Genomic DNA, 12,928 nt, shown 5'->3' on the forward strand with positions numbered 1-12,928 from the left:
GTGTCAGTTTTAGTCCCGACGGCAAATACATCGCTACGGCATCAGAGGACTATACAGCAAGATTGTGGGATTTAACAGGTAAGTTGATAGCAGAACTTAAAGGACATCAAGATGGGGTATGGAGTGTCAGTTTTAGTCCCGACGGCAAATACATCGCTACGGCATCATGGGACAAAACAGTAAGGTTGTGGGATTCAATAGGCAACCTGATCCAAGAATTTAAAGGGCATCAAAATTTTCTATTGAGTGTCAGTTTCAGCCCCGATAGCAAATACATCGCTACGGCATCATTTGACAAAACAGCAAGGTTGTGGGATGTAATCGGCAAGCACATAAAAAAATTTATAGGACCTCAAGATGGGGTATCGAGTGTCAATTTGAGTCCCGACGGCAAATACACCGTTGTTATATCAGGGGACAAAGCAGTAAGGTTATGGGATTTAACAGGTAAGTTGATACAAGAATTTCAAGGACATCAAGATGGGGTAACGAGTGTCAGTTTTAGTCCCGACGGCAAATACATCGCTACGGGATCATCGGACAAAACAGTAAGGTTATGGGATTTAACAGGTAAGTTGATCCAAGAATTTAAAGGACATCAAAATTCAGTAACAAGTGTCAGTTTTAGTCCCGACGGCAAATACATCGCTACGGGATCATCGGACAAAACAGCCCGGTTGTGGGATTTAACCGGCAAGCTGATACAGGTATTTAAAGGACATCAAGATGGGGTAACGAGTGTCAGTTTTAGTCCCGACGACAAATACATCGCTACGGGATCATCGGACAAAACAGCAAGGTTGTGGGATTTAACCGGCAAGCTGATACAGGTATTTAAAGGACATCAAGATGGGGTATCGAGTGTCAGTTTTAGTCCCGACGGCAAATACATCGCTACGGGATCATCGGACAAAACAGCAAGGTTGTGGGATTTAACAGGCAAGCTGATACAGGTATTTAAAGGACATCAAGATGGGGTAACGAGTGTCAGTTTTAGTCCCGACGGCAAATACATCGCTACGGGATCATCGGACAAAACAGCAAGGTTGTGGGATTTAACAGGCAAGCTGATACAAGAATTTAAAGGACATCAAGATGGGGTATGGAGTGTCAGTTTTAGTCCCGACGGCAAATACATCGCTACGGCATCATATGACACTACAGCCCGGTTGTGGCGAATTAAAAGTTTAGATGAAATGCTGGTGCAAGGCTGCGATTGGCTGCAGGACTATTTGCAAAATAATGCTGATGAAAGCGAGAAACACCTCTGCGATGAGATTAGTGCTCAGAATAAATGATTAGCCAATCAGTCGGTAGGTGCAAATAAACCTGACCGTGTAACAGAATGTAAAACTCCCGCAACTTTTGCGATTCCTGCTTTTCACCCGCAATGACAGATTTACCGCAGGGGGCCCAGAAACCGGGTTTTTTACGAAAATATTTCGTTGCAGCCAGCAGATTAGGTAAAAAACCCGGTTTCTTTGGTCTGGCGTAAGTCCTGACTTAACAGAATTCTGGCAATTAAACCAGCTTATCTTCCGCAATTCCCCTATAGCAGCGGCCAAATGTGCTAACGTACAATCAAAAATCCCCCAATTTCAACTATCGCGAGACAGATAACCGTGTTCGCTCAAGCACCTCCAACTCCCAATTACAAATGGTTTAGCTGCATATCTAGCACTGTTTTCACCGCATTGTGCCTGTTACCCATTTTCAGCGCTGCGGGATACGCCCAAACTCCCCAAAATAGACCCATCAAAATTGGCGTGGTGCAGCGGTTTGGCACCAAAGCAACCGACAAACTGACGCTGAAAGCATTACCGGGCGACAGCTTAACTTTGCGTTACAAAACTCCCCAAGGCATAGAAACCAAAACTGCTGCTAGCGTCAAGTTAGAAATAGCCCCGAAACCGCTGGAAACGCCGATCGTAGAAGAACGAGTGGTACTAAGTTCTCACCGCAGTTTCGAGAGTGCAGAAGACAGCGCTAATCAGTGGCGCGCCCAGGGAATTGATGTAGAAATTGCTCAACCTTTGCGCTGGCAAGTCTGGGCAAAAAGAGATACTTATAACTCTCCTTTGGTGCGGCGCTGGCTGTTGCAAAGTTTGCAAGCTCAAGGGAACACAACAGCTTTTTTGGATTCCAAGGTTTTTAAACAAATACCCCAGGCATTTTGGGTTTTAAACGGCTTTCGTTTCAACCGCAATGAGTTGGATGTGACGGCGGGGAAAAATGTGATTGAGGTATTGGAACAAACTACTCACGAGGCGACAGCTACTGAACCAGAAAAAGCAATTCAAGAAACTCACCGTTATGGGGGCAGTTTGCACCTGCAAAAAAATGCTTACGGCACTTATACTTTGGTGAATAAAGTGCTGACGGAAACTTATTTGCGGGGTGTTGTCCCTCACGAAATTGGGGCTTTTGCGCCTTACGCTGCGATTGTCGCTCAAACTATTTTAGCGAGAACCTACGCCCTGAGAAATGTGCGCCGGTTTGCTGTGGATAATTATGAGTTGTGCGCTGATGTTAACTGTCAAGTTTATAAGGGTTTGACCGAGGTTTACCCGCAAAGTGATAAGGCGATCGCCCAAACGACAGGTTTGGTGCTAACTTACGAAAATCAGCTAGTAGACGCGCTCTATTCCGCGTCTAGCGGCGGCGTGACAGCCTCTTTTAACGATGTGTGGCAGGGCGCGGAACGTCCATATTTGCGATCGATCGTAGATTCCCCTAATAATATCTGGGATTTGTCAAAGCAGAGTTTGTCTGACGAAAACAATTTCCGCCGCTTTATGACTCTGAAAACAGGGTTTAATGAGGAAAAAGAACAAACGTTTCGGTGGCGCGAACCAGCTTCTTTGACGGCGATTGGTGGATTTCTCAAACAGTATCTTCAGAAAAAACAGCACCCGCTGGCTAATTTTAAAACTGTCTCTCAGGTGGAAGTGACGGAAAGGTCAGCCGCAGGTCGAGTTTTGAAAATGAAGGTTCAAACTGACTTAGGCCCCATTGATATCGACAAAGACGAGATTCGCAATGCTTTTTACCCGCCGATTAGCACGCTTTTTTACCTAGAACCAATTTACAATCCCGACAAAACTCTCAACGGTTATGCTTTTGTCGGAGGCGGCTTCGGACACGGGGTGGGAATGAGTCAGACTGGTTCTTACAATTTGGCTAATTTGGGCTGGGATGGATCTCGAATTCTGGGCTTTTATTTTCCCGGCGCTCAAGTTGTCCCTCTCAGCGATGCGATTACATTTTGGCGCGAATAGTTTATCAGACTCGGCTTCCTAGTCGGCGATTTCCCTCGCCCCTCAACAAACTTTCGTCCCTCTCGCTTGAGACTAAATATTAGTCCTAAAACTTTTAGATTTTAGACTTTGGATTCTAGATTGGTTTCACAGTTAATCTAAAATCTGCCATCTAAAATCTAAAATTATTTGGTCAGCTATCTGCCCAAACAGCTAGGAATTCTTAGCTGGGAGTGACAGACTGCTGGCGGCTTTGTTGCAATGTTAGACACAGAAACCCGGTTTCTTAACATAATTGCGCTATTTCAGCTTAATTTTGGAAACGAGAAACCGGGTTTCTTAGGGTATCACGCAGAGCGTCCTTTCTTAGTACAGTTGTTCTTCTTGGTGAGTTTCGATCGTACAGTCAGACTTGGGATAGGCGACGCAGGTGAGGACAAATCCGGCCTCGATTTGGTCATCGTCCAAGAAAGATTGGTCGGATTGGTCAATTTCGCCTTTGGTGATTTTGCCGGCGCAGGTGGAGCAAGCACCAGCGCGGCAAGAGTAGGGGAGGTCGAGTCCTGCTTCTTCTGCAGCATCAAGAATGTAAGTATCGTCATCAACGTCAATGGTCTGGTTAATTCCTTCGGCTTCGCTGATGAGGGTAACTTTGTAAGTCGCCATGCACTAATCCTCTCAAAAATTCAACAAGATCTATAATTTTTCCTAATGCAACCTTCAAGGCTCTATTAGCTTTGAGGTTAGGTCTTAGGTTTGTTCCCTCTATGATAGTAGGGGATAGAAGGGAGGTTGACACACTTATTTACAGAACATTTGAATGGGATTAGTTATAACTTTTTCTAATTTCATCTTGATTACTTATACCTATGTTGGGTTCAGCCTTGTGATACTGTTGCCGCAAGACTTGCACTAAATAATCCGGTTTCTAGGAAAAATCCTGTTTTGAGCCCTACAGCACAAAAACCGGGTTGTTGGTATGCGGTGTATCGATCGACTTTCAGCAAGGCTGGCTACAAGGTAAGTCCCAGCAGGCGGTGAAATGTATAGTGAGATCGCATCAAAACTTGGGTGTTGAAGGCTCGATCGAATAAATCGCACCACAACCACAGCTTAAAATCTGCGCGGTAGAACCCTAAAGCCCTGCACCGCAAGTCTGTAACTATCTAAAATCTTAAATCTCAAATCCCATGACTAATATTGATACTCGCTTTGGTTTTTCGGTTAATTCTCCAATTCGCGTGGGAATTGTGGGTACTGGTTTTGCCGCTAAGTTGAGGGCCGAGACAATTCAAGCTGATGGGCGATCGCACTTGGTAGCGGTTGCTGGCCACACCCCGGAAACAACCGCAGCATTTTGTCAAGGGTTCGGGGCAGAAGCTGCGGTTTCTTGGCGCAAGCTGGTAGAAAGAGACGATTTAGATTTGGTGATTGTCTGTACGGTGAATCGGGATCACGGGGCGATCGTCCTGGCGGCGCTAGAAAATGACAAGCACGTTGTGGTGGAATATCCTCTATCTTTAGACGTATCTGAAGCAGAAAGGGCGATCGAACTTGCCGCCCAAAAGCAAAAACTCCTTCACATCGAACACATCGAACTATTAGGCGGTTTGCACCAAGCAATCAAAGAATCTTTGCCCTTAATCGGTAAAGTTTTTTACGCCCGCTACATTACTATTACTCCTCAACATCCAGCCCTGCAGCGGTGGACTTATCAACATTCCCTCTTTGGATTTCCGTTAGTTGGTGCAATTTCGCGACTGCACCGATTTACTGATTTGTTCGGAGAAGTAACAAGCGTTAACTGTCAAGCTCAATTTTGGGACACTCACCCGGATTTCTACAAAGCTTGTTTGTGCAATGCACAGTTGCGCTTTGCCAATGGCATTGTGGCTGAAGCTGTTTATGGAAAAGGAGAGACTTTTTGGCAGTCGGAAAACATTTTTACCATCTACGGAGAAGCAGGAACGCTGGTTTTTACTCCTGAATCCGGTCAATTAATTCAGGGAGAAAATCGGCACAACATCAAAGTAGGGACGCGGCGCGGTTTGTTTGCCAAAGACACCGATATGGTGTTGGAATATTTGTCAAATGGTACGCCTTTGTACGTTAATAATGCCAGTAGTTTGTACGCTTTGAAAGTGGCAGACGCTGCGCGGCGATCGAGCGAGACTGGGCAAAATGTGGCGCTAACAAGTGCGTAAGTTCTGGAATACTTTTTTTATCTATTAGCCGGCGCCGGCGGACTTCGTTTTACTCTTGAGCGGTTTCAACCGCCTTCCTCCTTCATAAAGGAGGTAAAGAACTTTTAACTCAATCGATATTGGAGACTCAATGAAATCCTACTGGAAAAATCATCACTTAAATCCGGAAACTATTGGCTTAATTTACGGTTTTTTGGGTGTAGTGGGATTTAGCTTGACATTACCGGCAACCCGAGCCGCTGTGATAGATTTAGACCCGCTTTTTGTAGGTTTGGGACGCGGATTAGTAGCAGCTATACTGGCAGCATTTACTCTGCACATAACGCATCAACCCATTCCCTCAAAACAGCAACTTGGGAGTTTATTAGTTGTCGGATTGGGAGTTGTTTTGGGATTTCCGGTACTATCCGCTTGGGCAATGCAGCAAGTACCTGCCGCTCACGGTGCTGTGGTGTTAGGATTGTTGCCTTTAGCAACAGCGATAGCGGGGTTCTTGCGCGCTGGAGAGCGCCCTGATTTCAGCTTTTGGATTGCTAGCATTGTCGGTAGTACAACCGTTGTTGTTTTTGGAATTATTAGTGGCGCTGGACAGCTTCAGTCGGCAGATTTAGCTTTGTTTGGAGCCGTAATTGCTGCTGCTTTTGGCTATGCTGAAGGTGGGCGATTAGCTAAGGTTTTAGGCGGGTGGCAAGTTATCTGTTGGGCTTTGGTCATTGTAGCTCCTTTCGAGGTTTTGCCAACAATATTAGTTGTCTTAAAACAAGGGTTAATAGCTTCACCGATAGCCTGGTTCGGTTTTGCTTATGTGAGTATTTTTAGTCAATTTATCGCATTTTTTGCCTGGTATCATGGTATGGCAATTGGTGGAGTAGCCCGGGTAGGTCAAATTCAGTTATTGCAACCATTTTTGACGCTTCTGGCCTCGGCAATTTTGCTTGGTGAAACTCTGGAGCCGATCGCCCTAGTCACGGCCTGTTTGGTTGTTGCTAGCGTAGCTGCTGGTAAAAAAGCATCAATTAAGCGGGCAGAAGATTTGTGATGTGATCGACTCTATCTAATGACAGATGTAAAGCTTGGACTATTTCTCTTGAATACTACTAATTAACTAAACCTTTAGGAAAATACTAATGTTAGATATTGATGAAATGGGGCAAAAAGAAATACATGAGCTGCTACACAAAGTAGGATACGGTCATCTGGGCTGCATACACGAAGGCAAGCCCTACGTGATACCAATGAATTATTATCTCGAAGAAGAGGAAATTTACCTGTTTACAACGATCGGCATGAAGACTCACGATCTTGATGCAAATCCAGAAATTTGTTTGCAGGTTGAAGAAATACGCGAGCCGCTTCATTGGCGCAGCGCGATCGTCAATGGTCGAGCCTCGCGCCTGACTGAGCAGGAAGATATCGATCGGGTAATGCACCTCGTTAAAGAGCGCAATCCCATGCTCTCACCTGCGATCAATCGAACCTGGACTGATTCTCAGGGACGTTCAGAGGTAATTGCAATCTACCGCATCGACGCGAGTGAAATGAGCGGACGCACGACTGATGGAATCAGCAGTAAGAACCCATAGGAGCGCTCTCGTCAACCGTGCAACTGCAAACTTATGAGGCAACGTGTTGATCCTGTATGGCATCTCATGCACCTGTTTGGACACTATCGACCCAGCAAGTCTACGAAACCCTCTCAACTTCAGAAAAGGGACTTTCAGAGACAGAAACAGCAATCAGAATCAAGCATTACGGGTTTAATGAACTGCCCGAACCAGCCAGAAGATCGCTATTACTCCGCTTCACCGATCAGTTGACGCATTTCATGGCCCTCTTGCTCTGGGTTGCAGGTGCGCTGGCTTTTGTGTCCGGTACACCAGAACTCGGCTGGGCAGTCTGGGCTGTAATCTGGATTAATGCCGGTTTCAGTTTTTGGCAAGAATTCCAGGCAGAACAAGCGTTAACAGCACTCAATAAAATGTTGCCCGCCCGCGCTAAAGTCTATCGAGATGGGAAGCTAGGTGAGATTCCCGTTAGGGAGATGGTTCCGGGAGATGTCATGCAATTGGAAGAGGGCGATCGCATCTCTGCTGATGCCAGACTGGTTTCGGCTCAGTCTTGTTATGTCGATGTCTCGGTGCTGACTGGAGAATCGCTGCCGGTTGCCCGATCGGCGGAACCTGTAGCCACTGAAAAGATGCGTGCCTCCGAATCAAGCAATCTGGTTTTTGCGGGTTCTACCGTTTCGGCAGGGCGTGGATTAGCTGTCGTGTACGCTACAGGAACTCAGACCGAGTTTGGTCAGGTTGCCCATCTCACTACAACTGTGAAGCGAGAACCTAGCACCCTGGAAGTTCAAATCAACAGCGTGGTGCACGTCATCACCACGATCGCCCTTGGGCTGGGTGTTGTGGTGTTTCTGCTGACTAACCTGTTGGTGGGCATGGAACTCAAGGAAAGCTTCATTTTTGCGATCGGGATTATTGTGGCATTTATCCCAGAAGGACTGCTGCCAACGGTGACTCTGGCTCTGGCTATGGGTGTCAAGCGCATGGCAAAGCGTAATGCTCTGGTGCGTCGGCTCTCGGCAGTGGAGACATTGAGTGCCACAACGGTCATCTGTACAGACAAAACAGGGACGCTGACCAAGAATGAGATGACGGTTTGCCGACTCTGGATTCCGACATCTGAGATTACAGTAACTGGAATAGGGTACGACCCGACGGGAGGAGAGGTACAAGTTCCTGCTGGGCGAATGGAATCACAGGTAAAGCTGCTGTTGGCGGGTTCGGCGCTATGTTCCAATGCCCGCTTGAACCATCCAGCAGGTTCCAGTCAGTGGCAGGAGATTGGCGATCCCACTGAAGCTGCTCTGCTGGTGGCTGCCCTAAAAAAGAAACTGAACTTTGAAGAACTACAGCGTCAGCTTAAAAGAACGCAGGAAGTTCCCTTTGATTCGCGCAGACGGATGATGAGTGTCGTGCTGCAAAGAAGTTCGGATAATTCAGGTTTAGGGTTTGAGTTAGAAGGGCAATCGGACAATCTCAAACCGCTAACGGCTCCCTATCTGATTTTTACAAAGGGATCGCCATTGGACGTGCTGCAACACTGTAAACAGATTTTGAAAGATGGACGCATAGAAGAATTATCAGCAGCAGAACGGGCAGAGGTGACTGCTGTTAATGATGGATTTGCAAGTCGAGGTTATCGAGTTCTGGGAGTTGCCACGCGGCAGAAAGAGGAGCAACCGCAAGACGCGCAGGAATTGGAGCAAAATCTGATCTTCGTTGGGTTGGTGGCAATGATTGACCCGCCGAGAGCAGAAGTTGCCGACGCGATCGCCAAATGCCATCAAGCAGGTATCCAGGTGACGATGGTAACAGGAGATTATGGACTCACCGCAGAAGCGATTGCCCAGCAAATTGGCTTAGTAGATGGTAAAGCCAGGGTAGTTACGGGCGAAGAAATGGGACATCTTTCGGATGCCCACTTGTGTCAAATATTGCAGCAAAAATCCGGGTTAATCTTTGCTCGCGTACAGCCGGAACAGAAGTTAAGGCTGGTTCAGGCTTACATCGGGATGGGTCATACCGTAGCGGTGACGGGTGATGGGGTGAATGATGCTCCAGCCTTGAGAGCCGCCAATATCGGCATTGCGATGGGTCTCAGCGGCACGGATGTGGCGCGGGAAGCGGCTGATATTGTGCTGATTGATGATAACTTCGCGACTATTATTATTGCGATCGAGGAAGGACGAGCTGTATATCAGAATATTCGCAAGTTCATCACCTATATCCTGTCCTCGAACATACCAGAATTGCTGCCTTTTCTGGCGATGGTGTTTTTTAAGATTCCGCCCGCTTTAGTCATTCTGCAAATTCTGGCGATCGATCTAGGCACAGATATGGTTCCCGCCCTAGCGTTGGGCGCAGAAGAACCGGAGGCAGGCATCTTGCTTCAACCGCCACGCAAAAAGTCGAAACCATTACTGGATAAGTCTTTAATGCTGCGTGCCTTTTTGTTTCTAGGGTTGCTGGAAGGATTGGCAGGAATGATAGGTTTCCTGCTGGTTTGGCGGTCAAATGGTTACGGGATTACCGAGTTGCAGGCGATGACTTCGGCGATTCTTGCCCGATCGGGGACTACTACTCAGATGGCAATTTATCATCAAGCAACAACTGTGACGCTGGCGGCGATCGTGGCTTGTCAGGTTGGAAACGTTTTCGCCTGCCGCAGTGAGCGCACCTCAATTTTTCGCTTGGGCTTCTTTAGCAACCGTTTGATCTGGTTAGGAATTGCGGTTGAGTGGGCACTGATTCTATCTATTATCTATTTCCCACCTTTACAAAAAGTCTTTGCGACCGCACCCCTATCTCCCTGGCAATGGTCGCTGCTAATCCTCTGCCCACCATTGATACTAATGGCTGATGAAATACGCAAGCAAATTGTTTACACTTCGGGCAAAAAGATTGAGCTTCTTGTGAAGAAGCCAGTTTGAAAGTAGGCGTGTGCGGTGTCTAACCATCAGGACACGGCACCGTGCCCACAGGTGTCAACAACCAGCCTGAAACCCCTGAGAACTCTCGCTTTTACGCCAAGTCTCCATCCCCCTTGCATCCCCCTTAAGAAGGAGGTCTTTGAGCAAGTTCTTGTCCCCCCCCTTCTTAAGCAGGGCTGTTTCATTCTCTTGTTGGGGCCGCCACGGGGGGCGGCCCCAATCCCTGAAACACCTACACAATCGTGGAGGAGGAGGGTAGACACGGGGGCACTACCTACAAAATCCTCGTTTTCTTGAGAATGAAACAGCCCTGCATGGATCGGCTTTTTTTTACTACTTTTTCACACACAATCATCATGGTGAATACAATGGAAATGACCAATAAGATTGAAATCAACAAATCTGTGCCGCGCGAGCGATGGGGTGAATTTTTCGATCAGTTTACCGATGGCAATCGCGGACGGCATATTTCGATCGAAATCATCGGTTCAGAAGTCGGTGATGCAGAACTAATTAAGAACGCACCTCTTCATGCGATGGTTTACGATCGCCCAGGCAAGGGAGATGATTTGGTGATTGAAGTGGGTCAAGATGAAGTGACTTATGCTCACACGATCGATTCACCCACTGAAGTTTTAACGGGACAAAACTCAAACGGTGTGATGATAGCGGTTCAGATTAGTGACGCTGCTGGAACACAAACATTGATCGAGCTACAAGCTAGTTGAGCTGGTTGAATAATCAGGACTTAGGCACGCGGGGCTAAAAACCCGGTTTCTGCGTCAATCTTTCAAAGAGCATCCATGATTTTTGGGAGAAACCGGTTTTTTTTTGCCTTAGTCCTAATAATGCTGAGTTGAGTTTATTTCAGCACCCAATGTTTCATGCCCCACACTCAATAACCCACAGAAGTCAATATGTCTGAAACTCAAAACAAAGTAGTAATCATCACCGGAGCCAGCAGTGGATTAGGTGAGGCGACTGCAAAGCGACTTGCTGCTAGTGGAGCCAAACTAATGTTAGCTGCCCGCCGCGAAGATCGGCTAAAAGAATTGGTTGCCGCGATCGCCCAATCAGGGGGAACTGCAACCTACCAAGTGACGGATGTGGCAGATTGTGCACAGGTGGAAGCCTTGGCGCAGAAAACTTTGAGTACATACGGCCGGATAGATGTACTCATCAATAATGCCGGGTTGATGCCGCTCTCTCCCCTCGATCAAGTAAAGGTGAAAGAGTGGGATCAGATGATCGATGTCAACATTAAGGGCGTTCTCTATGGGATTGCTGCCGTGTTGCCAACTATGCGTCAGCAAAAGTCTGGTCATGTCATTAACCTATCGTCTGTAGCCGGACATAAGGTGTTTTCGGGGTCAGCGGTCTACTGTGCTACTAAGTACGCAGTACGAGCGATCTCTGAAGGGTTGCGGCTAGAATCAAACGGTGAAATCCGTTCGACTAATATCTCACCAGGAGCCGTTGCCACTGAGTTGACGACCACGATTAGCGATAAAGATACAGCAGCGAGAATGAATGAATTTTATGCGATCGCCATTGATGCAGATGCCATTGCCCGCGCGATCGCCTACGCTATTGAGCAGCCCGGTGATGTTGATGTAAATGAAATCATCATCCGTCCCACAAAGCAAGAACTTTAGAGTGATAGGAGAACATCGTGAAACAGCGAAAACTCGGTAATCAAGGATTAGTCGTCTCGGAACTAGGACTCGGCTGTATGGGTATGTCCGAATTCTACGGCATAGCCGATGAGTCTGAATCGATCGCCACCATTCATCGCGCCTTAGAGCTAGGCGTGACTTTGCTCGACACGGCTGATATGTACGGTGTCGGTCACAATGAGGAGTTAGTCGGCAAAGCAATTAAAGGGCATCGCGATCGAGTCATTATTGCCACGAAGTTTGGCAATGTACGCGGTAGCGACGGCAGCTTTAAGGGCGTGAATGGCAAACCCGAATATGTCCGCTCTTGCTGTGATGCCAGTCTCAAGCGTTTGGGCGTAGATGCGATCGATCTTTACTATCAGCACCGAGTCGATCCAAACACTCCGATCGAAGAAACTGTAGGTGCAATGGCGCAGCTCGTCCAAGCTGGGAAAGTTCGCTACCTTGGTCTTTCCGAAGCGGCGAGCGCCACGATCCGCCGTGCAATGGCAGTGCATCCTATTTCAGCACTCCAGACTGAATATTCGCTCTGGAGCCGGGAGCCAGAAGCGGAGATTTTGCCTACCTGCCGAGAGCTAGGGATTGGGTTTGTGCCTTATAGCCCTCTAGGCCGTGGGTTTCTCACAGGCAAAATCAAGAGCCTCGACACATTATCTGAGGGAGACTATCGGGCCGCGCGATATCCTCGCTTTCAAGGCGATAATCTCCAGCAAAATCTGGAATTAGTCGAGCAGATAGAGCAGATGGCAGCCGCTAAGGGTATCAAAGCTGGACAGTTGGCGCTGGCATGGGTATTAGCCCAAGGCGAGGACATTGTGCCAATTCCAGGCACCAAACGCCGCACCTATTTAGAAGAAAACATTGCGGCGGCTGCTGTAACGCTGACTCCAGCAGAACTAGACCAAATTGCCAAAGCGCTGCCCTTAGGCATTGCAGTGGGCGATCGCTACCCCGATATGAGTACCGTCAATCGTTAGGAATTGGGGTGAGTAAAGTATTCTGGGTGCGGCTAATTTTTTGATTCAGGAGCGATAAATCATGTCAAAACTTCTTGTTTACGGTACACCTGTCAGTACCACAGTAAAGATTGACAAAGAACCTGAGAATTGGTCCATTACTTGTATTTTATTTGCTCCCAATGCTCCCCAACAGAATCCCGTTGAAGATATTTGGTTACAAGCTAAAAACTTTTTAAAAAAGTATTGGTATTTATGTATAGCAATCCGATCTGAGTCTCACAACACAACGCCCTCTTGTCTTCCTAGACTTCTTGTATAGCAAGACTTTCAG

10 protein-coding genes are annotated in these 12,928 nt (G+C 47.3%); 9 read left to right on the forward strand and 1 reads right to left on the reverse strand.

All coding sequences use genetic code 11. The features are described from left to right. Both QT996_RS19585 and QT996_RS19590 read left to right on the forward strand, forming a co-directional pair. Nucleotides 1-1,298, forward strand: a 1,298-nt coding sequence (locus QT996_RS19585; RefSeq protein ID WP_333048434.1) for a WD40 repeat domain-containing protein, incomplete at its 5' end; no start/stop codon positions are given. A gap of 324 nt (nucleotides 1,299-1,622) precedes the next feature. Then, the gene (locus QT996_RS19590) at nucleotides 1,623-3,278 is read left to right on the forward strand and encodes a SpoIID/LytB domain-containing protein (protein WP_333048435.1); all 1,656 of its coding nucleotides are present in this window, start codon (nucleotides 1,623-1,625) and stop codon (nucleotides 3,276-3,278) included. 345 nt (nucleotides 3,279-3,623) lie between these two features. On the opposite strand, the gene QT996_RS19595 is transcribed toward QT996_RS19590, so the two are convergent. Then, nucleotides 3,624-3,923 carry a ferredoxin gene (locus tag QT996_RS19595; RefSeq protein WP_006633390.1) on the reverse strand — a complete coding sequence of 100 codons (300 nt, stop codon included), beginning with the start codon at nucleotides 3,921-3,923 and terminating at the stop codon, nucleotides 3,624-3,626. Nucleotides 3,924-4,447: 524 nt separating this feature from the next. Between QT996_RS19595 and QT996_RS19600 the strand changes: the two genes are divergently transcribed. From QT996_RS19600 to QT996_RS19630, 7 genes are all read left to right on the forward strand, one after another. Then, on the forward strand, nucleotides 4,448-5,461 hold the full coding sequence (locus tag QT996_RS19600) for a Gfo/Idh/MocA family oxidoreductase (protein ID WP_333048436.1): 1,014 nt from the start codon (nucleotides 4,448-4,450) through the stop codon (nucleotides 5,459-5,461). Between the two features lie 130 nt (nucleotides 5,462-5,591). Then, nucleotides 5,592-6,500 (forward strand): DMT family transporter, encoded by a 909-nt coding sequence (locus tag QT996_RS19605; RefSeq protein ID WP_333048437.1) that lies wholly within the window; start codon nucleotides 5,592-5,594, stop codon nucleotides 6,498-6,500. Nucleotides 6,501-6,588: 88 nt separating this feature from the next. After that, entirely contained in the window at nucleotides 6,589-7,044 is a 456-nt protein-coding gene (locus QT996_RS19610; protein ID WP_333048438.1) for a pyridoxamine 5'-phosphate oxidase family protein, read from the forward strand. Between the two features lie 56 nt (nucleotides 7,045-7,100). Then, nucleotides 7,101-9,959, forward strand: coding sequence for a cation-transporting P-type ATPase (locus QT996_RS19615; protein WP_333048439.1), 2,859 nt, complete (start codon nucleotides 7,101-7,103; stop codon nucleotides 9,957-9,959). Nucleotides 9,960-10,333: 374 nt separating this feature from the next. Continuing rightward, nucleotides 10,334-10,687, forward strand: a complete 354-nt coding sequence (locus tag QT996_RS19620) for a DUF5335 family protein (RefSeq protein WP_333048440.1) — start codon at nucleotides 10,334-10,336, stop codon at nucleotides 10,685-10,687. Between the two features lie 189 nt (nucleotides 10,688-10,876). Further along, complete coding sequence (locus QT996_RS19625) at nucleotides 10,877-11,614, forward strand: SDR family oxidoreductase (protein WP_333048441.1); 738 nt, start codon at nucleotides 10,877-10,879, stop codon at nucleotides 11,612-11,614. A gap of 17 nt (nucleotides 11,615-11,631) precedes the next feature. Then, nucleotides 11,632-12,615 carry an aldo/keto reductase gene (locus QT996_RS19630; RefSeq protein ID WP_333048442.1) on the forward strand — a complete coding sequence of 328 codons (984 nt, stop codon included), beginning with the start codon at nucleotides 11,632-11,634 and terminating at the stop codon, nucleotides 12,613-12,615. Nucleotides 12,616-12,928 lie beyond the last annotated feature (313 nt).

This window comes from Microcoleus sp. S13C4, assembly GCF_036700865.1.
In the GTDB taxonomy this organism is placed as follows: Bacteria; Cyanobacteriota; Cyanobacteriia; order Cyanobacteriales; family Microcoleaceae; genus Microcoleus.

Excerpts from the sequence above, each read along its gene's own strand:
- QT996_RS19625 (WP_333048441.1), top strand. The coding sequence starts at position 10,877 with ATGTCTGAAACTCAAAACAAAGTAGTAATCATCACCGGAGCCAGCAGT.
- QT996_RS19605 (WP_333048437.1), top strand. The coding sequence starts at position 5,592 with ATGAAATCCTACTGGAAAAATCATCACTTAAATCCGGAAACTATTGGC.
- QT996_RS19600 (WP_333048436.1), top strand. The coding sequence starts at position 4,448 with ATGACTAATATTGATACTCGCTTTGGTTTTTCGGTTAATTCTCCAATT.
- QT996_RS19620 (WP_333048440.1), top strand. The coding sequence starts at position 10,334 with ATGACCAATAAGATTGAAATCAACAAATCTGTGCCGCGCGAGCGATGG.
- QT996_RS19610 (WP_333048438.1), top strand. The coding sequence starts at position 6,589 with ATGTTAGATATTGATGAAATGGGGCAAAAAGAAATACATGAGCTGCTA.
- QT996_RS19615 (WP_333048439.1), top strand. The coding sequence starts at position 7,101 with ATGGCATCTCATGCACCTGTTTGGACACTATCGACCCAGCAAGTCTAC.
- QT996_RS19595 (WP_006633390.1), bottom strand. The coding sequence starts at position 3,923 with ATGGCGACTTACAAAGTTACCCTCATCAGCGAAGCCGAAGGAATTAAC.